The 24,034-nt window shown below is 46.4% G+C and carries 28 protein-coding genes, 1 pseudogene and 1 riboswitch; of the genes and pseudogenes, 7 read left to right on the top strand and 22 right to left on the bottom strand.

Going from position 1 to position 24,034, the window contains the following annotated elements; genetic code table 11:
- Window positions 1–35 precede the first annotated feature (35 nt).
- From sufB to AADZ70_RS11125, 19 genes are all read right to left on the bottom strand, one after another.
- On the bottom strand, window positions 36–1,433 hold the full coding sequence (gene sufB / locus AADZ70_RS11035; RefSeq protein WP_003151878.1) for a Fe-S cluster assembly protein SufB: 1,398 nt from the start codon (window positions 1,431–1,433) through the stop codon (window positions 36–38).
- 19 nt (window positions 1,434–1,452) lie between these two features.
- On the bottom strand, window positions 1,453–1,896 hold the full coding sequence (gene sufU / locus AADZ70_RS11040; protein WP_003151877.1) for a Fe-S cluster assembly sulfur transfer protein SufU: 444 nt from the start codon (window positions 1,894–1,896) through the stop codon (window positions 1,453–1,455).
- On the bottom strand, window positions 1,886–3,106 hold the full coding sequence (gene sufS, locus AADZ70_RS11045; protein WP_342007041.1) for a cysteine desulfurase SufS: 1,221 nt from the start codon (window positions 3,104–3,106) through the stop codon (window positions 1,886–1,888). Before sufS ends, sufU begins: the two co-directional genes overlap by 11 nt.
- Window positions 3,106–4,419 carry a Fe-S cluster assembly protein SufD gene (sufD, locus tag AADZ70_RS11050; RefSeq protein WP_016938012.1) on the bottom strand — a complete coding sequence of 438 codons (1,314 nt, stop codon included), beginning with the start codon at window positions 4,417–4,419 and terminating at the stop codon, window positions 3,106–3,108. Before sufD ends, sufS begins: the two co-directional genes overlap by 1 nt.
- Before the next feature lie 17 nt (window positions 4,420–4,436).
- Window positions 4,437–5,222, bottom strand: a complete 786-nt coding sequence (gene sufC / locus AADZ70_RS11055) for a Fe-S cluster assembly ATPase SufC (RefSeq protein WP_003151872.1) — start codon at window positions 5,220–5,222, stop codon at window positions 4,437–4,439.
- A gap of 177 nt (window positions 5,223–5,399) precedes the next feature.
- Window positions 5,400–5,552 (bottom strand): hypothetical protein, encoded by a 153-nt coding sequence (locus AADZ70_RS11060; RefSeq protein ID WP_016938011.1) that lies wholly within the window; start codon window positions 5,550–5,552, stop codon window positions 5,400–5,402.
- A 192-nt stretch (window positions 5,553–5,744) separates the two neighbouring features.
- Window positions 5,745–6,131 (bottom strand): carboxymuconolactone decarboxylase family protein, encoded by a 387-nt coding sequence (locus tag AADZ70_RS11065; protein WP_015387747.1) that lies wholly within the window; start codon window positions 6,129–6,131, stop codon window positions 5,745–5,747.
- Between the two features lie 82 nt (window positions 6,132–6,213).
- Window positions 6,214–7,029: a methionine ABC transporter substrate-binding lipoprotein MetQ gene (gene metQ, locus AADZ70_RS11070; protein ID WP_064778645.1), complete on the bottom strand. Its 816-nt coding sequence runs from the start codon at window positions 7,027–7,029 to the stop codon at window positions 6,214–6,216.
- A gap of 13 nt (window positions 7,030–7,042) precedes the next feature.
- Window positions 7,043–7,711: a methionine ABC transporter permease gene (locus AADZ70_RS11075; RefSeq protein WP_047477629.1), complete on the bottom strand. Its 669-nt coding sequence runs from the start codon at window positions 7,709–7,711 to the stop codon at window positions 7,043–7,045.
- Window positions 7,704–8,729 (bottom strand): methionine ABC transporter ATP-binding protein MetN, encoded by a 1,026-nt coding sequence (gene metN, locus AADZ70_RS11080; protein WP_016938008.1) that lies wholly within the window; start codon window positions 8,727–8,729, stop codon window positions 7,704–7,706. The genes AADZ70_RS11075 and metN overlap by 8 nt, the downstream gene beginning before the upstream one ends.
- A gap of 105 nt (window positions 8,730–8,834) precedes the next feature.
- Window positions 8,835–8,941: riboswitch (SAM riboswitch) on the bottom strand.
- A 111-nt stretch (window positions 8,942–9,052) separates the two neighbouring features.
- Window positions 9,053–9,403 carry an SCP2 sterol-binding domain-containing protein gene (locus AADZ70_RS11085; RefSeq protein WP_016938006.1) on the bottom strand — a complete coding sequence of 117 codons (351 nt, stop codon included), beginning with the start codon at window positions 9,401–9,403 and terminating at the stop codon, window positions 9,053–9,055.
- 96 nt (window positions 9,404–9,499) lie between these two features.
- Window positions 9,500–9,820 carry a thioredoxin family protein gene (locus AADZ70_RS11090; protein ID WP_342007042.1) on the bottom strand — a complete coding sequence of 107 codons (321 nt, stop codon included), beginning with the start codon at window positions 9,818–9,820 and terminating at the stop codon, window positions 9,500–9,502.
- An 8-nt stretch (window positions 9,821–9,828) separates the two neighbouring features.
- Complete coding sequence (locus tag AADZ70_RS11095) at window positions 9,829–10,191, bottom strand: toprim domain-containing protein (RefSeq protein ID WP_095241367.1); 363 nt, start codon at window positions 10,189–10,191, stop codon at window positions 9,829–9,831.
- A gap of 69 nt (window positions 10,192–10,260) precedes the next feature.
- A complete protein-coding gene (locus AADZ70_RS11100) occupies window positions 10,261–10,497 on the bottom strand; it encodes a YusG family protein (protein ID WP_016938003.1) in 237 nt (78 codons plus the stop codon).
- A 54-nt stretch (window positions 10,498–10,551) separates the two neighbouring features.
- Window positions 10,552–10,935, bottom strand: a complete 384-nt coding sequence (gene gcvH, locus AADZ70_RS11105; RefSeq protein WP_342007043.1) for a glycine cleavage system protein GcvH — start codon at window positions 10,933–10,935, stop codon at window positions 10,552–10,554.
- A gap of 59 nt (window positions 10,936–10,994) precedes the next feature.
- Window positions 10,995–11,351, bottom strand: coding sequence for an arsenate reductase family protein (locus AADZ70_RS11110; protein ID WP_049627325.1), 357 nt, complete (start codon window positions 11,349–11,351; stop codon window positions 10,995–10,997).
- Between the two features lie 113 nt (window positions 11,352–11,464).
- On the bottom strand, window positions 11,465–13,249 hold the full coding sequence (locus tag AADZ70_RS11115; protein WP_045926008.1) for an acyl-CoA dehydrogenase family protein: 1,785 nt from the start codon (window positions 13,247–13,249) through the stop codon (window positions 11,465–11,467).
- A 19-nt stretch (window positions 13,250–13,268) separates the two neighbouring features.
- The gene (locus AADZ70_RS11120; protein WP_016938000.1) at window positions 13,269–14,444 is read right to left on the bottom strand and encodes an acetyl-CoA C-acetyltransferase; all 1,176 of its coding nucleotides are present in this window, start codon (window positions 14,442–14,444) and stop codon (window positions 13,269–13,271) included.
- Window positions 14,445–14,454: 10 nt separating this feature from the next.
- Complete coding sequence (locus AADZ70_RS11125) at window positions 14,455–16,824, bottom strand: 3-hydroxyacyl-CoA dehydrogenase NAD-binding domain-containing protein (RefSeq protein ID WP_342007044.1); 2,370 nt, start codon at window positions 16,822–16,824, stop codon at window positions 14,455–14,457.
- A 190-nt stretch (window positions 16,825–17,014) separates the two neighbouring features.
- Here AADZ70_RS11125 and AADZ70_RS11130 point away from each other — a divergent pair, with 190 nt between their 5' ends.
- Window positions 17,015–17,155, top strand: coding sequence for a YuzL family protein (locus tag AADZ70_RS11130; protein ID WP_076982541.1), 141 nt, complete (start codon window positions 17,015–17,017; stop codon window positions 17,153–17,155).
- A gap of 30 nt (window positions 17,156–17,185) precedes the next feature.
- Here the strand turns inward: AADZ70_RS11130 and AADZ70_RS11135 are convergent, their stop codons facing one another.
- Window positions 17,186–18,094 carry a proline dehydrogenase gene (locus AADZ70_RS11135; protein ID WP_342007045.1) on the bottom strand — a complete coding sequence of 303 codons (909 nt, stop codon included), beginning with the start codon at window positions 18,092–18,094 and terminating at the stop codon, window positions 17,186–17,188.
- Between the two features lie 89 nt (window positions 18,095–18,183).
- Here AADZ70_RS11135 and AADZ70_RS11140 point away from each other — a divergent pair, with 89 nt between their 5' ends.
- From AADZ70_RS11140 to AADZ70_RS11155, 4 genes are all read left to right on the top strand, one after another.
- Entirely contained in the window at window positions 18,184–18,441 is a 258-nt protein-coding gene (locus AADZ70_RS11140) for a hypothetical protein (protein ID WP_016937996.1), read from the top strand.
- 11 nt (window positions 18,442–18,452) lie between these two features.
- Window positions 18,453–18,785 carry a spore coat protein gene (locus tag AADZ70_RS11145; protein ID WP_045926004.1) on the top strand — a complete coding sequence of 111 codons (333 nt, stop codon included), beginning with the start codon at window positions 18,453–18,455 and terminating at the stop codon, window positions 18,783–18,785.
- 138 nt (window positions 18,786–18,923) lie between these two features.
- Window positions 18,924–19,385, top strand: a complete 462-nt coding sequence (locus AADZ70_RS11150; protein ID WP_045926003.1) for a MarR family transcriptional regulator — start codon at window positions 18,924–18,926, stop codon at window positions 19,383–19,385.
- 20 nt (window positions 19,386–19,405) lie between these two features.
- Entirely contained in the window at window positions 19,406–21,001 is a 1,596-nt protein-coding gene (locus AADZ70_RS11155) for an MDR family MFS transporter (RefSeq protein ID WP_016937993.1), read from the top strand.
- Window positions 21,002–21,036: 35 nt separating this feature from the next.
- Here AADZ70_RS11155 and AADZ70_RS11160 read toward each other — a convergent pair.
- Window positions 21,037–21,144: pseudogene (locus tag AADZ70_RS11160) on the bottom strand (tautomerase family protein); the annotation flags it as partial.
- Between the two features lie 62 nt (window positions 21,145–21,206).
- Window positions 21,207–22,094: a LysR family transcriptional regulator gene (locus tag AADZ70_RS11165; protein WP_049627333.1), complete on the bottom strand. Its 888-nt coding sequence runs from the start codon at window positions 22,092–22,094 to the stop codon at window positions 21,207–21,209.
- Between the two features lie 138 nt (window positions 22,095–22,232).
- Here AADZ70_RS11165 and AADZ70_RS11170 point away from each other — a divergent pair, with 138 nt between their 5' ends.
- Both AADZ70_RS11170 and AADZ70_RS11175 read left to right on the top strand, forming a co-directional pair.
- Window positions 22,233–22,979 carry an acetoacetate decarboxylase gene (locus AADZ70_RS11170; RefSeq protein ID WP_012118395.1) on the top strand — a complete coding sequence of 249 codons (747 nt, stop codon included), beginning with the start codon at window positions 22,233–22,235 and terminating at the stop codon, window positions 22,977–22,979.
- 13 nt (window positions 22,980–22,992) lie between these two features.
- A complete protein-coding gene (locus AADZ70_RS11175; protein ID WP_342007046.1) occupies window positions 22,993–24,033 on the top strand; it encodes a 2-dehydropantoate 2-reductase in 1,041 nt (346 codons plus the stop codon).
- Window position 24,034: the final 1 nt, after the last annotated feature.

A 24,034-nucleotide genomic window follows, 5' to 3' on the forward strand; every position in this document is an offset into this window, starting at 1 on the left:
AACAAAAAAACCCCGCGCATGGCGGGGTTTTACTATTAACCGATAGAACCTTCCATCTCGAACTTGATCAAACGGTTCATTTCAACTGCGTATTCCATCGGAAGTTCTTTTGTGAACGGCTCGATGAAGCCCATAACGATCATTTCTGTTGCTTCTTCTTCAGAAATACCGCGGCTCATCAAGTAGAAAAGCTGTTCTTCAGAAACTTTTGATACTTTCGCTTCGTGCTCCAATGAAATGTTGTCGTTCAGAATTTCATTGTAAGGGATTGTATCAGAAGTTGATTTGTTATCCATAATGAGCGTATCGCACTCGATGTTAGAACGGGCGCCGTCCGCTTTCCGTCCGAAGTGGACGATTCCGCGGTACGTTACTTTTCCGCCTTGCTTTGAAATCGATTTTGATACGATTGTGGATGACGTATTCGGTGCAAGGTGAATCATTTTCGCACCTGCGTCCTGATGCTGTCCTTTGCCCGCAAGAGCGATAGAAAGCGTCATGCCGCGCGCGCCTTCACCTTTCAGAATGACAGCCGGATATTTCATCGTCAATTTAGAACCGATGTTTCCGTCAACCCATTCCATTGTTGCGTTTTCTTCACAAACCGTACGTTTCGTTACAAGGTTGTAAACGTTGTTCGCCCAGTTTTGAATTGTTGTATAACGGCAGTAGCCGCCTTTTTTGACGATGATTTCAACAACCGCGCTGTGAAGTGAGTTTGTTGTGTACACAGGAGCCGTACAGCCCTCTACGTAATGAACGCTTGCTTCTTCGTCAACGATGATCAGTGTGCGTTCGAACTGGCCCATGTTTTCAGAGTTGATACGGAAGTACGCTTGAAGCGGTGTTTCAACCTTCACGCCTTTAGGCACGTAGATGAAAGATCCGCCGGACCAAACAGCTGAGTTCAGCGCCGCAAACTTGTTATCAGTCGGCGGAATGACTTTCGCCCAGTGCTCGCGGAAAATGTCTTCATTTTCTTTCAGCGCGCTGTCTGTGTCTTTGAAGACGATGCCTTGCGCTTCAAGGTCTTCTTTCATGTTGTGGTACACAACCTCAGATTCGTACTGTGCAGAAACACCGGCAAGGTATTTTTGCTCAGCTTCAGGAATACCGAGTTTGTCGAATGTCTGTTTAATTTCCTCAGGCACTTCATCCCAAGAACGCTCTGAACGCTCAGACGGTTTTACGTAGTACGTAATTTCGTCAAAGTTTAAAGAGTTTAAATCCCCGCCCCACTGCGGCATCGGCATGTTGTAGAAATGCTCAAGAGATTTCAGGCGGAAATCGAGCATCCATTGAGGCTCTTCTTTCATGCGTGAAATTTCTTCTACGATTTCTTTTGTCAATCCGCGCTCTGAGCGGAAAATGGAAACGTCCTTATCGTGAAAACCGTACTTGTATTCACCAATTTCAGGCATTTTTTTAGCCATCCATTTTCACTCCAATCTTTTAATTGCCGCCTTTTTCGCCAGCGACTCCTTTTTCAAGTGCTTTCCATGAAAGGGTGGCACATTTAATCCGGGCCGGGAATTTCGAAACACCTTGAAGGGCTTCAATATCCCCGAGATCTATTGAGTCGTCATACTCTTTCCCTTGCATCATGTCTGAGAAAATCTTAGACATGGAAAGGGCGGTATCAATATCTTTTCCTTTAATCGCCTGCGTCATCATGGAAGCTGAAGCCATGGAGATGGAGCAGCCTTCCCCTTCAAACTTCGCTTCCTGAACGGTATCGCCGTCAAGCTTCATTGTCAGTCTGATCCGGTCGCCGCAAGTCGGGTTGTTCATATCGACGACGATGCTGTCATCCAAAACCCCTTTGTTGCGCGGATTTTTGTAATGATCCATGATCACTTGTCTGTATAATGTATCTAAATTTGCATTAAAAGACATTTGTAAAGTACTCCTTTGTCTTTTGGAGAGCTTCCGCGAGCTTATCGATCTCTTCCTCTGTATTATACAGATAAAAACTCGCTCTCGCAGTAGCAGATACATCCAGCCATTTCATGAGCGGCTGGGCGCAGTGATGGCCGGCTCTGACCGCAATGCCCTCAGCATCAAGGACAGTCGCGACATCATGAGGGTGAACGTCATCAAGGTTAAATGTCACAAGGCCCGCCCGCTCTTTCGGTCCGTATACCGTCACGCCGTCGAGCTGTTCGAAACGGTCAAGCGCATAGGCCGCAAGCTTATGCTCATGCCGGGAAATCTCGTCGAGTCCGACCTCTTCAAGAAAATCAATCGCGGCTCCCAATCCGATTGCGCCTGCAATAATCGGCGTGCCTGCTTCAAACTTCCACGGAAGCTCTTTCCAAGTTGATTCATAAAGCCCTACAAAGTCGATCATCTCGCCGCCAAATTCAGCCGGCTCCATATTCTCAAGCAGTTCTTTCTTGCCGTACAGCACGCCGATTCCCGTCGGGCCGCACATTTTATGGGAAGAAAGCGCGAAGAAGTCGCAATCCAGATCCTGAACGTCGATTTTCATGTGCGGTGTGCTCTGCGCTCCGTCCACCACGATGACCGCGCCGTTGTCATGAGCGATTTTGGCGATTTCTTTAATCGGGTTGATCGTACCGAGCACGTTTGACACATGAGCGACCGCCACGATCTTCGTATGGCTTGTGACCGTCTGCCGGACGTCTTCCAGCGAAAGCGTGCCGTCTTCCTGCATCGGGATATACTTTAAAGTCGCACCGGTTGCTTTTACAGCCTGCTGCCACGGGATGATATTCGCATGATGCTCCATTTGGGTGATGACCACTTCATCACCGGGTTTTAAGCTGGCGCGGGCATAGCTCAGCGCCACCATATTCAGTGAAGTTGTCGTGCCTTTTGTGAAAATGACCTCAGCCATTGACTTCGCATTGATAAACTTACGGACTTTTTCACGCGCTCCTTCATAGCCGTCTGTCGCTCTTGTGCCAAGAGTATGAACGCCTCTGTGAACATTGGAGTTGTATTTGTTGTAATACTGATCCACTGCTTCAATGACTGACCGCGGCTTCTGAGAAGTCGCCGCGCTGTCAAGGTACACGAGGTCATGTCCGTTCACTTGCTGATGAAGGATCGGGAACTGTTCACGAATATCAGTGATATTCATTATTTTACTTTCCTTTCGATGACGGAGACGAGCTGTTTCTTAACTCCTTCAATCGGAAGTTCTTTTACCACCGGAGCAAGGAATCCGTAAATGACTAAGCGTTCTGCTTCTTCTTTCGCAATTCCGCGGCTCATCAGGTAGTAAAGCTGAATAGGGTCCACACGGCCGACAGATGCCGCATGTCCTGCAGTTACATCGTCTTCATCAATTAAAAGAATCGGGTTTGCGTCGCCTCGCGCTTTTTCACTCAGCATCAGGACGCGGGATTCCTGTTCAGCGTTTGCTTTAGACGCGCCGTGCTCAATTTTGCCGATGCCGTTAAAGATGGAAGATGCGGCATCTTTCATGACTCCGTGCTTCAGGATATAGCCTTCGGAAGCTTTACCGAAGTGGATGATCTGCGTCGTAAAGTTTTCCGTCTGTTCTCCTCTTCCGACAACCACGGTTTTCGTATCGCCGTATGTGCCGTCTCCGTAGAGGTTTGTCGTGTTTTCAGAAATCGTGTCGCCGTCGTTCATCAGACCGAGCGCCCACTCGATTTTGCTGTCGCGTCCGCGCGCGGCTCCGCGGCGGTTGACGTATGTTGTGACGCCTGCTGACAAGTTGTCAACGGCACCGTACGTCACGCTGGCATTATCACCTGTGATTACTTCACTGATAATGTTGAATACAGCTTCTTTCGGATTCACTGTGCTGATATAGTTCTCAACGTAAGTGACGGAGCTGTGGTCTTCAGCGACGATCAGCACGTGGTTGAACAATGCCGTGTCATTGCTTTCATGAACGTAAACGGCCTGAACAGGCGTCTCCACCTGAACGTTTTTAGGAACATAAAGGAATGCCCCGCCGTTCATTAATGCCGCATGAAGCGCAGTCAGTTTATGCTCGTCGACCTTTACGCCGTCTTTCATGAAGTATTTCTCAACGAGGTCGCTGTGCTCACGGGCAGCCGTTAAGATGTCCGTGAAAATAACGCCTTTATCTTTCAGCTCTTTAGAGAGAGACAGGAATGCAGGCGTTTGGTCACGCTGCACATATAACGTTTTGTCTTCATTTTCAATATCGATCAGCGCTTTTGCTTCATCAGCTAAATCTTCCAAAGAAGCAAGCGGCGCGTTTTCTACTGTATGCTTGTTGAACTTTGTAAAGTTCCAATTTGTGATTTTTGTTTTATCAGGCTTAGGCAGCGGCAGATCTTCAGCTTTTTCAAGAGCCTGTAAGCGCAGGTTTTTCAGCCAGGCAGGTTCTTGATGCTTTTCGGAAAAGCCTTTGACATATTCCTGATCTACGGATAGTTTCGTTTCCAAAGTCATGTTAATCCCCCTAACGCTTACGCTTCTTGGCCTACAGTTTCGTCTTCAATGCCGAGTTCTTGTTTAATCCAGTCATAACCTTCCGCTTCAAGGCGCTGTGCAAGCTCCGCACCGCCTGATTTCACAACGCGTCCCTGCATCATAACGTGAACGACATCCGGCGTGATGTAGTTCAGAAGGCGCTGATAGTGAGTGATCATTAAGCAGCCGAAGTTTTCGCTGCGCATTTTGTTGATTCCTTTAGAAACAACTTTAAGCGCATCGATATCAAGACCTGAATCGATCTCGTCAAGAATGGCGATTTTCGGCTCGATCATCATAAGCTGAAGGATTTCGTTGCGTTTTTTCTCTCCGCCTGAGAAACCTTCGTTCAGGTAACGCTGCGCCATTTCAGGATCCATTTCAAGGAACTCCATGTTTTCGTCCATTTTGCGGATGAATTTCATAAGAGAAATTTCATCGCCTTCTTCGCGGCGTGCGTTAATCGCAGAGCGAAGGAAGTCGGCATTCGTCACACCGCTGATTTCACTTGGGTACTGCATCGCAAGGAAAAGACCCGCCTGAGCGCGCTCGTCCACTTCCATTTCCAGTACATCCTTGCCGTCAAGCGTGATGCTGCCTTTAGTGACTTCGTATTTCGGATGTCCCATAATCGCTGCAGAAAGCGTTGATTTACCGGTACCGTTCGGCCCCATGACAGCGTGGAATTCGCCGCCTTTTATTTCAAGGTTTACACCTTTTAAGATCTCTTTTCCTTCGATTTCAACGTGAAGATCCTTGATCGTTAATGTTGAAGCAGCCATATCTATACCTCCAAAAATATATAATCATTATTCTCAATTTATTCTCATTCTAATTTTATAACAAATGAAAAGTAAATACAACTTTTTATATTACCCGGAACATTCCTAAAGTTTATCAAAGAACCGGACGTAGTTAAAGCTGTTTGAAACAGAAAAAGGGCGGAATTCCACCCTTTTTTACTGACCGATTTTCTCATTAAACTGCGCTGCGAGGAACTTGCTTTTTTGGTACTCAAGCTCCCTCTGCCGTTCGACTTCCATCCTTTTTGAAAGACGCCGTCCGTATTCCTCGTAGCCGATGCCGTGTGATTTCTGCATCGCTTTTTCCATTTCAGGCGTATAGTCAAGGTCCAGTCTCTCGTGGCTGGTGCAGATAATGAATCAATCCCTTCATCTATTTGCTTCTATTGTAACAATGATCCTCTGCTCCGGCCAAAGGGAGTGTGCCCCTGAATCCTTTCGAATGTGCCGGTAACCGGCGCTGGCTTTATCTGAAAAACGGTATTCATACGATTGCTCTTTCTAATGCGTCGTATGTCCGAATTCCTGAATACACTGCTGCACGAGGGTTACTCCCTGACTGAGAGCCGCGCCTCCCCCGAATGCCGCGGCGACGCTGATGACCTCAAGGATGTTTTCCTCTGTCGCGCCCTGATCAAGACAGCCTTTCGTGTGATAAATCATGCAAAATTCATCTTGAGCGCTGATGCTGATGCCCAGAGCGATTAATTGTTTCTCTTTTTCAGTTAATGAATCCGCTGAAAAACACTGTTCAGTAAATTCATTAAATTTCCGCCCCATCATCGGCATTTTTTGCTCGAATATGCCTAAACCTTCTTTATATTGTTTCAATGCGTCATGCACGCTTTTTCCGTTATCCTGGTATTGAGCCACTGCCATTCCCTCCAATCGTTAACCTTCCTTTTTATTATGGACAGTTCTCCGATTAATACCCAAAAAAACCCCGGATGATCCATCCGGGGTTTTTGCTTTATTCAGATACAGGAAGCACGGCTCCGTCGTATTTTTTCTCAATAAAGTCTTTGATTTTCTTAGAGTGAAGCACTTCCATAAGCGCTTTGATTTTCGCTGATTTTTCGTCACCTTTGCGTACGGCGATGATGTTTGCGTACGGGTTGTTTTTCGTTGATTCCACTTGAATCGCATCTTTTAACGGATTCAGTTTGTTTTGAATCGCATAGTTGACGTTAATGAAGACTGCATCGCCTTCTTCTTCATTATATGCTTTCGCCGTTAATTCAGGGGCGATTTTTTTGAATGTCAGGTCTTTCGGGTTTTTCGTAATGTTTTTCGTAGTAGCGTCAATTGTTTTTACCTTCGGATCAAGAGTAATCAATCCGGCTTTTTCAAGCATCGCCAGCATCCGGCCTTGTTCAGCGACGTTGTTTGTCATGATGATGGTCGCGCCTTTAGGCAGGTCTTTCAGTGATTTGTATTTTTTCGTGTAAATTCCGAATGGCTCAAGGTGAACGGCTCCGGCATTCACGAGTTTGTAATCTTTATTTTCTTTCATTTCCTGTTCAAGGTAAGGAACGTGCTGGAAGTAGTTTGCATCCACTTCTTTATCAGCTAACGCTTTGTTGTACATTTTGTAATCGTTCAGCACTTTTACTGTTAATGTGTAGCCTTTTTCCTTCAGGAGCGGCTCCGCTTCTTTTAAGATTTCAGCGTGCGGCGTCTTTGTCGCAGCGACGACGATTTCCTTTTTATTTGAGCCGTTTGATCCGCAGGCGGCCAAAACTCCCGCGAACACAAGCAGCAGCGCACTTAGTACAATCTTTTTCAATGTAAATCCTCCCTTATCTTTTGTCTATTATATTTGTAATCACATCACCGATGATTTGAATGATAAAGACGATGATGAGTATAAATACAGTTGCTACAAACGTTACATCCGTATTATTGGACTGGTACCCCTCTACATATGCAAGGTTTCCGAGTCCGCCTGAACCGATGGCGCCGGCAATGGCGGTAGATCCGATCAGGGCGATGGCTGTAACGGTGATGCCCGAAATTAACGCAGGCATTGATTCAGGAATCAGCACTTTGAAGATAATCGTCGATGTCTTTGCTCCCATTGATCTGGCAGCTTCGATGACTCCTTTATTGACTTCCCGCAGCGCGATTTCAACAAGCCGGGCATAAAACGGCGCGGAGCCGATAATCAGCGCGGGCAATGCCGCGTTCGGCCCTAAAATCGATCTGACCAAAAACTTAGTAAAGCCGAGAAGCAGGATAATTAAAATAAGAAACGGAATAGACCTGAAAATATTAACGACCGCCGCAATCACGGTGTTAATGATTTTATTTTCCCATAAGCTTCCCTTGCCCGTTAAAAAGAGCAGAAGACCGAGAATCGCTCCGATGACAAATGAAAAGGCTAAGGCGATGACCGTCATGTAAAGGGTCTCGTATGTGGCCGTCCACAGCTCGGTTAAATCAACGTTCGGGAACCATTTTTCAAACATTTGTGATCACCTCTGCTTCTACCTGTTTGTCTTTGATGAACCGGATCACGTTTTCTACTTCTTTTTCCTGACCGTCAATATGGATGAATAAAGAACCGTAGGCTCCGTCCTTCGTCTGTGAGATTTTCCCCTGCAGAATATTGACGTCCACATCAAAGTTTCGAATCATCTCCGTAATGAGGGGCTGCTCGGCGGCCTGCCCGACAAATGAAAGCTGAATCGTTTTTCCTGTCGCGGTTTCCTGCAGAAAATGCTGGATGGTTTCTTTCGTCTCCTCCGGCTCTGTCACCTGCTGAACGAAACGCTTGGTCATCGGTTCGCGCGGGTTTCTGAAGACTTGGAGCACTTCGCCTTCTTCAACGACTTTCCCGTTTTCCATAACGGCGACTCTGTTGCAGATTTTTCGGATGACGTGCATTTCATGAGTAATGAGCACGATCGTCAGACCGAGTCTGTCATTTATATCGGATAAAAGATCCAAAATTGAATCGGTCGTCTGCGGGTCGAGCGCTGATGTTGCTTCATCGCACAGAAGGACTTTCGGATTATTGGCGAGCGCCCGGGCGATGCCGACACGCTGCTTTTGACCGCCGCTCAGCTGTGACGGATAAGACTTTTCTTTCCCCTCTAATCCGACCAGTTTAATCAGCTCATCGGCGCGGCGGACCCGTTCGCTTTTTTTCACGCCGGCGATTTCCAGCGGAAACATAATGTTCTCCCGGACGGTGCGCGACCACAAAAGGTTAAAATGCTGGAAAATCATGCTGATTTCCTGGCGCGCTTTTCTCAGTCCGCGGCTGCTTACTTTATTTAATTCCGTCCCCGCAACTTCCACGATGCCTGACGTCGGCTTTTCAAGGCCGTTCAAAAGACGGATTAAGGAACTTTTACCAGCTCCGCTATATCCTATAATTCCAAATATTTCGCCCTTTTTGATATCAAGAGTGACATCTTGGACAGCATTGACATCCCCATGCTTCGCTTTATAAATTTTTGAAACATTTTGAAGATGGATCAAAGCAATCACCTGCCTTACACTATTCTAAGAAATCTTCCGGTTTTCTACGCAAAAGAAAAGCCTTTCTGCAAAAATGAGCAGAAAGGCTTATTGAAAAAGGCCTTTCTCTCATCTTTCAAAGCAGACCGCTTTGAGTGAATTGGCACCATTTCAACATCGTTGATGGTTGCCGGGCTTCATAGGGCACTTCCCTCCACCTCTCTTGATAAGAGAAAACATATCGTATTTTCGTCCGGAAATTCTTACTGTAGAATAGCACGGCGAATGATAAAAAGTCAATAAAATAAATAATGGAAGCTATTGTCACATAGTAGATTGGCTGTTTACGGCCGTTTGCTGATCGTCTGAAAAAATCCGTTTGTCAGCCAGAGGATGGCCTCCAGCTTCAGCAGAGCTCGGAATGATCCTTTCACTTTGAGTTTTCCGCTTTGGATGAGCTTCTGCAAAGAGACATCACCGTGCAGGAGATGGATGATTTCCGTCTGGTTTCCGTAAAAGGTCAAATTTGATTTCTCCTTTGAAACCGCCGTTTTTCTCATTTCTCCCTGTCCGTTAATTGAGACCGTTAAGGCTTCTTTTTCTCCCTGGAATGTAATCAGCAGCGTTGAGGCGTTTAATAGCGGTTTCAAAAACAGATGCTGTCCGTCATTCTCCAAAACTTCTATTTTCTCCACTCGTATAACCTCCCGTTTTAATGGCCATACATACACTTTCTCTTTTTAACGGACAGAACCCTTTATAAACCGCACGACATTTTCCTGTAAAAATTGTCACATCGGGAACGTTTGCGATGTTTTTTGTTTAATCAGCTCATATAAATAGGAAACGGAGCGGAAGGCGTATCCTTTCTCAACAAGCTCTCCGCCTTTAAACAGCAAAAAGCACGGAACGCTCTCAATCTGATAGGCTTTGGCGAATGCGGGGGAATAATTCACGTTGTTTTTATAGAAGGCGGTGCCGGGCAGCATTTCTTCGACGACAGAAAGCATCTTGGACGCCAACTGGCATGTGCCGCAAAACGGGGTGTACAAATACAGGAGATAGATGTCATCCTGAATCAATTCGAGTTCATTTTCTTGGAGTTCTTTCATTTTGATTATCACCTCAGGTCGTTCTTTTTCAAAAATACAGGGTCTGCATCAAGGCCGGCTCTGATCAGCACGGATGCGAGATGATGGCCCGGGCACGACTCGACTTGCCTGTATGTTCTGTCTATATAGATATGGCGCGCTTCGGGAAGCTCCCGTTTCAGCTGTTTTCTTAATTTTTCTCCGGATTCATCCGCGTCCGTTAATATAAACACGTCTCTGTCAAACAGGCGGTCCGCCAAATCTTCCAGTTCGGTTTGGCCGATCGTCCCGTTTGTGCAGACGATTTCCGCGGGTTCGATGAGCACTTCTCTGACTTTGATTTTATCCGATTTTCCTTCTACGATGATCACCTTTTCATCTCCGTTGAACATAAGCGCATCACCTGCCGATTGTTTTAGCGTCAGATTAAAAAAGAAGGCAGTGAAATTCACCGCCAACTGTTAACACCAGCCGTTCTCATAATCGCAATCCACATATTTCGGATCACTGCCGTTTATGACATCGGCTGTTTTATAAAATTTTTGATTCTCAAATGAAAAGCCCTGTTTGAGCTCGTACTGGTTCATGCCTGTCATCTCGCCGATGGCTTCATTTTCATGAAACAAGGAAAACCGGCCGTTTTGAAAGCGGCCCGTGACGTTCTCCGTCACATCGACCTTTTGTTTATCAAAAGCCATATTAGACACCTCCCGTTACAGATAGAATGTCCAAATGGCCCTTTGGCTATCCGATCAGTCTTCCTGTGTCATTTCTTCATATTGCTCGGAAGTCATGAGGTTTTCGATTTCTTCAGCATCAGCCGGTTCCACGACGATCATCCACGCTTTTTCATACGGAGACTCGTTTACGAATTCAGGGCTGTCATCAAGGTCTTCGTTCACTTCCGTCACCGTTCCGTTAATCGGTGCGTACAATTCGGATACGGTTTTGACAGATTCTACGCTGCCGAATGGCTCGTCCGCTTTAATTTCAGCGCCGACTTCCGGAAGCTCGACAAATACGATATCGCCAAGTTCGGCTTGCGCAAAATGTGTAATCCCGATACGGGCTTTTCCGTCCTCAACTTTGACCCATTCGTGCTCTTTGGAATAACGCATATCTTTCGGTGTGCTCATCTAAATCCCTCCAATTTTTTCTTATAATAAGAAGATACCATAATTCTTAGAACGCGGCATTACATCCAATATTTTTCGAATTGGTCTTCTTTGAAGCCGACAGTGACTTTTTCGCCGTCTGTCGTAATCGGGCGTTTCAGGAGCATACCGTCAGATGCCAGAAGATCAAGCTGTTCATCCTCTGACATGTGATACAGTTTTTCCTTTAGGTTCAGCTCGCGGTATTTCATGCCGCTCGTGTTGAAAAACTTTCTCAGCTCAAGGCCGCTCTTCTCATAGAGGTCTTTAATTTCTTCTTTCGACGGAGTTTCCTCCACAATATGTATTTCGTTTATTTCCTTACCGCGGTCTTCCAGCCATTTTTTCGCATTACGGCACGTTCCGCATTTAGGGTACCAGTAAAAATTCAACGACATCTTCTTCACCCCTTGTAAATGATCGTCGTTATTTTAACACAATCACTTGTAAAAACCTATAACGTTGCTTCATGAAAAAGCGCTCCGGATGAAGGAGCGCTTACAGCATGTGATCAGACGATATATTTTTCTTCACGGAAGACAGCGGCCGCTGCTTCACGTTTTTTCTGAATCAGATTTTTCGGTGTCAGGCGCGTCAGTTTGCGCAGCACGGAAAGCATCATGCGGAGGGAATCTCCTTCCTCCATGGCGATCAGTGATTCTTTGGCATGCGCTTCAATATTCTGAAGGGCTTCCTGGGCAAAGATTTCCGTATATAACAGCTTTTGCGCGGCTTTTTCGGCACCGTCCGCCGCAATCGCTTTTTCCGTTCTGAGGACGGCAGATTCCAAAGCGTACACCGCGCTGACGATATCAGCGATGTTTACCATGATTTCCTGCTCGCCTTCGATCTCTTTTCCGTATTTCTGCGCCGCGAGCCCCGCTGTCAAGAGGGCGATCTTTTTCGCCTGTCTGACAATGTATTTTTCCTGTTCAAGAGGCTCTGAGCCCGGCTCTTCAGGCATCAGCATCATGAGCTCTTCCTGGAGCGCCTTCGCTTTTTCAAAGAGCGGAAGCTGCCCTTTTACGGCTTTTTTCAGGAACGTGCTCGTTACGATCAGGCGGTTGATTTCATTTGTGCCTTCAAAAATTCTGTTGATTCGTGAGTCACGATAGGCGCGCTCCACTTCATATTCCTGCATAAACCCGTAACCGCCGTGAATTTGAACGCCTTCGTCGGCAATGTAATCAAGCGTTTCAGATCCGCACATTTTGTTGAGCGAGCATTCAATTGCGTACTCGGCGATTGACTTTGCGACTTCGCGTCCGTCTTTTTGCGCTTCTTCCGTCAGTCTGCTCATATTATCTTCGAATAAGCCCACTGTTCTGTATACAGAGCTCTCCATGGCGTAAAGCCGTGCGGACATTGTCGCAAGCTTTTCCTGAGTGAGCGTGAAGCTTGAAATCGGTGTTTTAAATTGCCGGCGCTGGTTTGCGTAAGCGGCAGACAGCTCAATCACCCGTTTAGAAGCGCCGATTGTGCCGACGGCAAGCTTGTAGCGTCCGATATTCAGGATATTAAAGGCGATGACATGGCCTTTTCCGATTTCGCCGAGAAGGTTCTCTTTCGGCACTTCCGCCTGATCTAAAATCAGCGTTCTCGTCGATGAACCTTTAATCCCCATTTTTTTCTCTTCAGGGCCCGTTGACACGCCCGGATAATTTTTCTCTACGATAAATGCGGAAAACTTATCTCCGTCCACTTTTGCGTAGACGACAAAGACATCTGCAAAGGCGGAGTTCGTAATCCATTGCTTTTCTCCGTTGAGAATATAATGTGTGCCCGCTTCATTCAAAACAGCCGTCGTTTTCGCGCCGAGGGCATCTGAACCTGAACCGGGCTCAGTTAAGGCGTATGCCGCGATTCTTTGTCCTGAAGCCAAGTCCGGCAAATATGTTTTTTTCTGTTCTTCCGTTCCGAAGAACACGATCGGCAATGAGCCGATACCGACGTGAGCGCCGTAAGATAGCGAAAAGCTGCCGGCACGCGAAAATTTTTCCGTAATGAAGGCTGAACTGATTTTATCCAAGCCGATGCCGCCGTACTCTTCTGGCACGTCTGCTCCGAGGAGGCCTAAGTCTCCGGCTTTTCTGAGCAGTCTGACTGAATGCTCAAACTGATGGTTTTCAATTTCATCAATATAAGGAAGCACATCGTTTACGACATAGTCTTCTGTCGTTTTGCCGATCATTTTATGTTCGTCTGTAAAGTCCTCCGGAGTGAATATTTGATCATATCCCGTCTCCTCAATCAGAAAGCTGCCGCCTTTTTTGACGTTGACCGTTTCCTGTTTCATGTTCGTTTTCCCCCTTTGTTTAAATGAGCTCAAATACGCCGGCAGCGCCCATGCCGCCTCCGATGCACATCGTCACCACGCCGAATTGCTCGTTTCTCCGTTTCATTTCATGAATGAGTGACAAGGTCAGTTTCGTCCCCGTGCAGCCGAGCGGATGTCCGAGCGCGATGGCACCCCCATTGACGTTCACCTTTTCTTCATCTATTCCCAGCGATCTGATGACTTGAATGGCCTGTGAAGCGAAGGCCTCATTCAATTCAAAAAGCCCGATATCCTGTAATTCGAGTCCGGCAAGCTTGAGCGCCCGCGGAATGGCTTCAATCGGACCGATCCCCATGACCTCAGGGGGAACGCCGCCTACGGCAAAGGAACGGAATTTGACTAGCGGCGCCAATCCGAGCGACGAAGCTTTTTCGCGATCCATCAGCATGACAGCCGCCGCGCCGTCACTCGTTTGTGAAGAGTTCCCGGCCGTCACGGTTCCCGTTTTAGAAAAAGCCGGACGGAGCTTTGCCAATACGTCAGCCGATGTGCCGGGGCGCACGCCTTCATCTTGAGAAAAGGTAAATTGTTTTTTCCGCGGCTTATGATCATCCCCGACTTCTGTCAGCGTTACTTCAACCGGCACGATTTCATCATTAAATTTCCCTTCTTTAAGGGCTTTCGCGGCATTCTGATGGCTGCGGACGGCAAACGCATCCTGGTCTTCTCTGGATACGCCGTACGTTTCGGCGACCTGCTCCGCTGTGTGCCCCATGCTCATGTAATACTCAGGCGCATGCTCCGCCAAAGCGATATTCGGGCGGGTCACATGCCCCATCATCGGAACTTGTGACATGCATTCCGCACCGCCGGCGATGACAGTGTCGCCCGCGCCGATCATAATTTTTTCCGCACCGTAAGCGATGGATTGGAGTCCGGAAGAGCAGTAGCGGTTCACCGTAATGGCCGGCACCGTATGAGGAAGCCCCGCCAGCGCACCGATATTCCGCGCCATATTTAATCCTTGTTCGGCTTCAGGTGTTGCACATCCGATAATTAAGTCATCGATGTTTCCTTCATAGCCGCCTGCCCGTTTCAGCGTTTCTTTCACACAAAGCGCGCCTAAATCATCAGGACGAACGGCTGCAAGCGACCCTTTTTTCGCTTTACCGACCGGCGTTCTCGCACCGGCCACAATGACTGCTTCTCTCATAAACACCCTCCTAGTTCCGTAAAGGTTTGCCTTTGACCAGCATATGCTGCATTCTTGCTTGAGATTTCGCCTCGCCAGCGAGACTTAAAAAGGCTTCTCTTTCAATCTCGAGTAAATATTCTTCTGAAACCTCCGTGCCGAACGGGACTCTTCCTCCGGCAATGACATGGGCCAGCTTCTTCGCAATCTTCATATCATGATCTGATAAATAGCCGGATCTTCTCATTTGGTCTGCTCCGAGCAGTAACGCGGCACAGCCGGTTTCCCCGGTGACTTTTACCTTTTTGCGGGCAGGCGGGCGGTATCCGCTGTCATATAAATAAGCAGCCAGCTGTTTCGCATCGTGCAGCAGGTGATCCTGATTCATGCTGACACGGTCTGCCGCAGACAAAATCTTCATATCACGGGCTTCGTGCGCCGAGCCGGAAACCTTGGCAAGCGCAATTGTTTCGAAGGTTTTAATGGCCGCGTCCATCAGTTCACTTCCGCCGTTCAAGTAATTCATGTACAACTCTTTATTTCCTCCGCCGCCCGGAATAAGGCCGACGCCGGTTTCGACAAGACCCATATACGATTCGCTCGCCGCCTGAACGCGTGCCGCCGGAAGACAGACTTCCGTTCCTCCGCCGAGTGTCATTCCAAACGGCGCCGCCACAACAGGTTTGGCGCTGTATTTGATGTTCAGCATCGTCTGCTGAAAACGGCGGATGACAAAATCGACTTCCATGAAGTTATCATCCTGAGCTTCCATTAAAATCATCGCAAGGTTTGCTCCCGCGCAGAAATGTCTGCCTTGGTTTCCGATGACAAGACCTTTATAATTCCGCTCCGTTTCCTCAAGCGCATTGTCAATCATCTGAATAATGTCTAAGCCGATCGCGTTGCTTTTCGTATGAAATTCCAGCAAAGCGATATCATCGCCGAGATCAATCAGACTGGCGCCGCTGTTTTTGCTGATCACGCCCTTTGTTTCCTTTACCGTTTGCAGGCTGATCCGTTTCGGATTTTCTTTCACAGCCCTGTATTGGCCGTCTGAATAGTAAAACGGTCTTCCGTTTTCCTTCATATAAAATGTTTCATGGCCCTCGTCAAGCATTTCTTTCACCCAGCCGGGAAGTTCTGCGCCTTCTTGTTCAAGCCGCTCTGCTGATGTTCTGACACCGATGGCATCCCATATCTCAAACGGGCCGAGCTCCCAGCCGAAGCCCCATTTCATGGCGTCGTCAATCGCTTTGATATCATCAGCGATTTCACCTAAAAGCCGGGCTGAGTATAAGAGGGTTTGCGACGTGATATTCCAAAGCAGGCGGCCGGCGCGGTCATCAGAATATATAAGCGCTTTCATTTTCCCTTTGGCACCCTTTGCCTGTTTGGCGGCTTCTAAAGCGGGCATCTTCATTTTCGAGCGCTCGCCGTATGTCATGGTGAGCGGATCGAGCTCATATATTGTTTTACCTTCTTTTTTGTAAAAACCTTGGCCTGATTTGCTGCCCAGCCAATTGTTTTTCAGCATGTCATTCATAAATTCCGGCAGCTTAAACATGTCTTTTTCAGCGCCGTCGGCTTTGTCATAAACATTTTTTGCCACATGGGCGAATGTATCAAGCCCCACGACGTCAAGGGTTCTGAAGGTCGCGCTTTTCGGTCTGCCGATCAAAGGCCCGGTCACCGTGTCCACCTCGCCGATGCGGCAGCCGGAGGAAAGCATCTCCCTTACCGTGACCAACAGGCCGTACGTACCGATGCGGTTAGCGATAAAGTTAGGCGTGTCTTTTGCGATGACGACACCTTTTCCGAGTGTATTTTCTGCAAATGAAGTCATAAATTGCAATACGTCAGGATCTGTTTCCTGAATCGGAATGATTTCCAGAAGCTTCAAGTAGCGGGCCGGATTAAAGAAATGGGTTCCTAAGAAATGAGCTTTAAAATCGGCAGATCTGCCTTCCGCCATTTTTGTGACGGAGATACCGGACGTATTGCTGGACACGATGCTTCCCGGTTTCCGGTATTCATCAACAAGTGAGAAAATCTGTTTTTTCACGTCAAGATTTTCGACGACGACTTCAATAATCCAATCAGCATCTTTCAACCCAGCCGCGTCATCTTCCAAATTCCCCGCCGTTATATAATCGAGATTGGCAGCTGAAGTCAGCGGCGCCGGTTTTTGCTTCAGCAGCTTTTGCATGGCCGATCGGCTCAGTCTGCTGCGGACCTCCGGGCTCTCTAATGTCAGCCCTTTTTTCACCTCATCCTTTGTCAGCTCGTTTGGCACAATATCAAGCAGCAGGACGGGAATTCCGATGTTAGCCAAGTGCGCGGCAATTCCGGACCCCATGACGCCTGACCCGAGAACGGCTGCTTTCTTTATAAACTTGTGCATGAGTCATCCCCCTTGAACTTTGAATGAATAGTCATTCATTTTTTCGGCAAAAAAAATGAAACCCTTTTCTTCTTTCATCTTAAAAGATTTTCAGGATGACTTCAATAGCAAATATGGAATTTTTTTAAATTTTTTGGCTTCCGCATGTTCCGTGCCGCAGGCGGGAAACTTAAACCCGGAGGTGAAGGGAATGGTGCGAGGGAGAAAAGATCCGTCTTCCGGCGCAGTGAGCGCGGCAAGCATGAAAGGAAATGCGGGACCGAAGCAAAAATACGGCGGCGGCAAGCGGACAAGCCAAAATCAGCAATATAAAAAAGACAACATGGAGTAACAGACTGCGGCTGCTTTTTTAAGGCAGCCGTTATTTTTTGAAGATTCCTTTCAGCACAAACGCCGCATTTGCCGGGCGCTCGGCAATTCTTCTCATCAGGTAGCCGTACCAATCGGTTCCGTACGGGACGTACACCCTCATCCTGTATCCTTCTTCGGCAAGCTTCTTCTGCCGCTCCGTTCTGATGCCGTACAGCATTTGGAATTCAAACTGCTCCCGGGGAATCTGATGCTCGCTGATGAGTGTTTTCGTATACGAAATCATGTCGTCATCATGTGTCGCCACCGCTGTTTCATGCCCGCTCAAAAGCTGCAGCTTGATCAGCTGCTGGAAATGAAGATCGGTCCCTTTTTTATCAGGAAACGCAACGGACGCTGATTCTTTGTATGCGCCTTTTACAAGCCTGAGCCGCGGTTTGTATGGCATCAGGCTGCTGATGTCTTCAGCCGCGCGGTACAAATAAGCCTGAATGACGGTGCCGAGCATCGGAAAATCCGGTTTGCACCGCTTATACAGATCAAGCGTGCGGGCGCATCTGGAATAGTCCTCCATGTCAATCGTGACGGGGACGCGGTGTTCTTTTGCCTCCGTCAATATGTCTCTGATGTGCTGTTCGGCGAGATTCTCTGAGATATCCAGACCGATGGATGTTAATTTCAGCGACAGCTCACAGTCCAATTGATTCTCGGCGATCGCCCTGATTGCTTTTTTACATTCTTCGGCCGTCCTTTTGGCATCCTTCAGGGACCCTGCATATTCACCTAGATAATCTATCGAAGCCGACAGCCCGTTTTGGTTCAGCCGCTTCACCGTTTTTACAGCTTCTCGAAGTGTTTCCCCCGCAACGAATCTTCCCGCGCCGAAGCGGAGGCCGTAAGCCTGGGCGAATTTCGTAAGCATTTTATTTTTCGACAAAAATAAACATATGCTCCGCAGCAAGGGCGAACTCCCTCCTTTTTCTTTTATTCGTGTATGAAATCCCGGTCGCAGAGAAAGCTAAGAAGAACAGAATTGAAGGAGGCGTTTATATGAATAACCAGGAGCAGCACGGACATTTGCCGCCTGCCGTCATCTCAACGAAAGACCATTTGTATCTTGAAGACATGCTGAACTGGAATCTGCTTGCCATGAAAAAAGCGCATTTCATGGCGGAACACTGCCAGAATCAGACGTTAAAACAAGAGCTTGAACAAATAGGCCGGATGCACCACAAGCATTATCAAAACATTTTAGGTCACCTGAATCCCGCTCAAGGCGGACAGACAACAACAGGCTATATGCAATAGGAGGACAATACATGGAACAGCAAAATCAAAAAATCACTAACCCGCAAACGCCCGTGCCCGATACGGCGCAAATGAATGACCGAGACTTGGTGAATGAACTGCTGACGACGGAAAAGTATATCACGTCTTCATATTGCACAGCCCTGCACGAGTTCAGCCACGAGTCTCTTTATCAAGATATTCAGGCGATTTTCGATGAGTCACAAAAAGCGCAGAGAAGATTATACGATGTAATGTTTCAAAATGGCTGGTATTCCATTGAAGCGGCCGACACCCAAAAGCTTCAGCAATCGTATCAGAAGTTCCAGCAGACCATTCAGCAGCAGTCTCCCTACCAGCAGTAACATAAGAAAGGATTTGATGTTTTCACTAAGCATCAATCCTTTTTTTATTTTTGCACAAAAGGATTGACTTATCTTTAATCCTTATTTATATTTAACTAATGTTAATTATTTTCCCGAAGAACCAGATGAGGAGGAGTTATGAAAAACGCGGATCAATATGTGTCTGACATCCAAAAATCCCTTCAGACGCTGCTGCAAAACATACAGCCGGAAATGATGGAAAGCATGGCAAAACATGAGGTGACTCCTGCCCAATTATTTGTTTTAGCCAGCTTAAAAAAACAAGGGAGCTGCAAAGTTTCCGAAATTGCGGAGCGCATGGAAGTAAAGCCGAGCGCAGTGACGCTGATGGCCGACCGCCTTGAGCAAAAAGGACTGATCGTCCGCAAACATAATCAGCAGGACAGACGTGTCATCGACATCAGCCTTACCGAAAAAGGCGAGAAGAAATTCGAAGATGTCGTGGAAGGAAGAAAAGCGATATTAGCGCGAAACCTGTCCGTTCTGACTGACGATGAACTGATTCAGTCCGTGAACATCATCCGCAAAGTAGCGGAAGCCGCCGAGAAATACGCGGCTGACCAAAAAGAAAACGAATAGAAAAGAGGAGCTGCCGAAGCATGAGCATTGAACAGAAGGATCCAAAACGCACACTATTAATAACTGGCTTAATTATCGCTATGTTTTTCTCAGCCCTTGACGGCACGATCGTAGGAACGGCGATTCCTAAAATCGTGGGTGACCTCGGGGGATTAAGCATGATGACGTGGCTGACCACGGCATATCTTTTAACTTCGACAACGATCGTCCCGATTGCGGGGAAACTTGCAGATTTATTAGGGCGGCGCGTCGTATATGTATCAGGTTTATTGATTTTTATGGGAGCTTCCGCACTGTGCGGAATGGCCAGCAACATGACGGAACTGATTATTTTCCGCGGACTTCAGGGAATCGGCGGCGGTGTCATGATGCCGATGGCCATGATCGTCATCGGAGATTTGTTCACAGGGAAACAGCGTGCCAAGTTCCAAGGGCTTTTCGGGGCGATTTACGGGCTGGCTTCTGTTATCGGCCCGCAAATCGGGGGCTGGATTGTTGACTCTTTAAATTGGAAATGGGTTTTCTATATCAACCTGCCTGTCGGAATCTTAGCCGTCATCTTTATCGCAAGAGGACTTCAAGGCAGAAAACAGACCGGGCCGATTAACTTTGACATCGCCGGCATTTTCACAATGATCGTCGGAATCGTCAGCCTCCTGCTCGCACTCAGCTTCGGAGGAAAGGATTATGCATGGGGGTCTTGGCAGATTCTCGGTCTCTTTGCGCTTGCGCTTGTCGGGATTGTCGGATTCATTTTCGCTGAAATCAAAGCAAAAGAGCCGATTCTGCCGATGTACCTGTTTAAAAACAGAACGTTTACCGTACTGAATCTGATCGGGTTTTTCATGAGTATCGGCATGTTCGGCGCCGTTACGTTCGTTCCTTTCTTTATGCAGGGAATTATCGGAGTCAGCGCTACCGCGTCCGGAACGATTATGACGCCGATGATGGTATCTATGATCATCACAAGTATTATCGGAGGCCAGCTGGTTTATAAGATCGGCATCAAACCGCAAATCATGATCGGCATGCTGATCATGGCCGTCGGCTTCTTCTTATTAACGACTTTGCAGCTGGATACAAGCAAGCTCGCGGCTACATGCTATATGGCCGTGATCGGTCTGGGAATGGGGCTCGTTATGCCGCTTCTCACACTCGCTCTGCAAGAAACGTTTTCAAAAGAAGAGCTGGGTGTGGTGACTTCATCAAGCCAATTTTTCCGGATGATCGGGGGAACGTTCGGCATTACGGTGCTCGGCGCTGTCATGAATGCCAGATCAGGAACCCTTCTAACCGACAGACTGGTGCCTTACTTAGATTCACTGCCGAAACAGGCAAGTGCCTTTGCCGACCAGTTTAAAGGCATGATTGACAAGAATCCTGAAGGGCTGCTTCAATCCTTGTTCAGCCAGGAATCGATTAAGCAGATTCCGGCGGCATTTTCTTCCCATATCGTGCCGGTTTTAAAAACGTCACTGATGGATTCGCTTCACAGCGTGTTTTTCACAGGTCTGGCCTTTATCGCTGCCGGATTAATCCTCACGCTGTTTGTTAAATCAATTAAACTGACTAACAAAAAAACAGGCAAACAAGAAGAAAAGGCGAAAGCCGTTTAATAGAGAAAAATCCCGCGGATGCCGCGGGATTTTTTTTATATCATCTGGGCCTCTCCGTTTCCGAATGACCAGTCTTCCGCCGCATTGCCTGAGAGGACGATAAACACATCTTCTTTTCTGACGCCCAGCTTTTCGTGCAGCCGGAGTACCTACCCCGCAACAAGTGAATAGGAAATGGGGGTAAAAACCCTAGTGATGAAACCCTTTAATAAACCTTAAACATTTCATCGTTATCTTTATAGTACGACATAATAAAGTCACGAAAATTTCTTACCGAAGAAGATAACAGCTTATGTCTCATCCAAGATAAGCCGACTGGATATGAAGCAGAGTGATCAGTCACTTTTATAAAATTCAGCCCCAATGTTCTGCAAACTGAAATAGGAAGCAACGCAACACCTCGATCCAGCTTTATAATCTCGACCAGTAAATGAGAATCCGCCTCAAATGCAATATTTGGGGTGAAACCAGCTTTCTCACAAAGCGAGGTTGTAAAACCTCTATACTCCTCATTATTAGCAAGGGTAATAAATGGTTCATCGGCGACAAGACGTAAAGAAATTTCTGTTTTACCCGTAAATCGGTGGTTTGAGGGTAAAGCCAGAACAATATCTTCATTTACCAGCACATAGCTCTCTATCTCTTCATCTTGAATCGGATGACCTGTTATTCCTAAATCAATGTCCCCTTTTTTTAAACTTGTGATGATCTCGCTTTTAACTCCGATTGCTTGGAGAATTTTTGATTGAGGAGAGCGGTTGATATATTCACTCATCAGTCCTGCAAGGAATCTTGGATTGGAAATAGATATTCTTATGGTGTCAGAAATTTGATGTTCCTTCAATTGAATTTCCGTTTGTGCATTTTCAATTTCAGTAAAAATCCTGTTTACATGTTTTAAAAGAATTTCCCCTGATGAACTCAGCTTAATATTTCTGCCTTTTCTATCAAACAAGGCTGTTCCCAGTTCATTCTCCAGTCTTTTTATAGTAAGACTTAAAGAAGGCTGGGCAATCTTTAATTGTTCTGCTGCTTTAGAAATATGCTCAGTATAGGCAACTGTCTGAAAGTATTTTAGCTGCAGCAATTCCATCTGTCTGCATCCCCCTTATTTATTTCAATAAATATACATATACCTTATTATGTATTAGATTAAATGTAAATGCGGATGTAAGATAATAGCATAGTTAAATTGAAAAACTTAAAAAAGAAAAGGAAAGGGTGTCATTCAATGAAAATTGATGTGAAAGATATAGCAAAAAATTTAAATACGCCGCTAACGGCTCCTGCTTATCCTATCCCAAATTATAAATTTGTTAACCGTGAATATTTAAATATTATTTACCGAACGGATGAAAAAGCGTTACGTGCGGCAGTGCCAGAACCTCTTGAAATTACTGAACCTTTAGTGAAATTCGAAGTGATGTGGATGCCCGATGTTTCCGGGCTTGGTGCCTATACAGAGGCAGGACAAGTCATCCCTGTCAGCTTTAATGGTGAAGAAGGGGATTATGTACATTCTATGTACGTAGACAATTTTCCAGCTATCGCAAGCGGACGGGAACTTACTGCATATCCAAAGAAATTGGGTGCCCCTAAGCTGTATATAGACTCTGATACTCTTGTCGGCACACTGGATTATGGCAGTCTTCGCGTGGCAACTGCGACTATGGGATATAAACATTTCGAAATGGACAAGGAAAAAGCGAAAAGGGAAATTTGCCGACCTAATTTTATGGTTAAGATTGCTACTGATTATAATGGTGATTTAAGGGTTTGTGATTTGGTGCGAACGCAAATAACGAATATAGAAGTTAAAGGTGCCTGGACTGGACCCGCGCGGCTTCAATTATTTGAACATGCTCTGGCACCTCTTGCAGACTTGCCTGTATTAGAAGTCGTTTCAGCATCTCATATCCTTACAGATTTAACCTTAAATGCTGCTCAGCCGGTTTATAATTACTTAGAGGAAAAATAAGGAGACGTTTACAATGAGAATTGCAATTTTAGGGGCAGGTTCTTTAGGAACCATAGTGGGAGCATATCTGTCTGCTGGCGGAATGGATGTCGAATTGATTGATTCATACAAAGAACATGTAGATACTCTAAATCAAATAGGTGCTAAAGTAGTTGGTACAACGGAATTCCAAGCAAAGGTGAAAGCCATTACCCCTGAAAACAAGTCAGGCAAGTATGATTTAATATTACTTCTGACGAAACAATTATATAATGATTCGATTCTTAAAGAGTTACTGCCTTTTTTAAAGGATGACAGTGTTGTATGTTCCTTGCAAAACGGTATACCTGAACAGAAAGTTGCTTCGATCGTTGGTAATGAACGTGTTATTGCGGGTTCTGTTGAATTTGGTGCTACGTTTATTGAACCAGGCGTATCCAGACTTACAACTGAGTATACTCAATTTAAAGAGTACGCTTTTCAAATTGGAGAATTAAATGGTGAAACAACAGAAAGAATCCAGCGTATTAAATCGGTTTTAGACCTTATCGGCGGAACACATATTTCCGATAATTTAGTTGGGACGAAGTGGTCAAAATTACTTATCAATAATGCATTCAGTGGTTTATCGGCAGCATTAGACGGAGAATACGGAGACATTCTTGACCATGAAATCGGCATTGTCAGCGCAGTTCATATCGCAGATGAGACGATTAAGGTTGGACACGCCAATGGTGTCAAATTTGCGAAAATGGGCGGCCTTGATTTAGAATCTTTGGAATTAAGAAGCGAAAATGATATTCCTGAACGTATCCAGACATTTAGGGCAGCCATGGCACCATCTAGGCTGCTAAGAGCAAGTATGCTGCAGGATCTTGAGAAGAAACGTAAAACTGAAATTGATTATATTAATGGAGTTATTCCCAAAATGGCAGAAGGTACTGGAATTTCAACACCTTTTAATGATTTGGTTGTAGCACAAGTCAAATGTGCCGAGGAATCTCAAACAATGCCCAATTTTGATACAAATATAAAAGCATTTGAAGAGTTATTAAGTATCCGAAAAGAAATGTGAT

The organism is Bacillus sp. YBsi01, from assembly GCF_038406745.1.
GTDB classification, from domain to species: Bacteria; Bacillota; Bacilli; order Bacillales; family Bacillaceae; genus Bacillus; species Bacillus siamensis.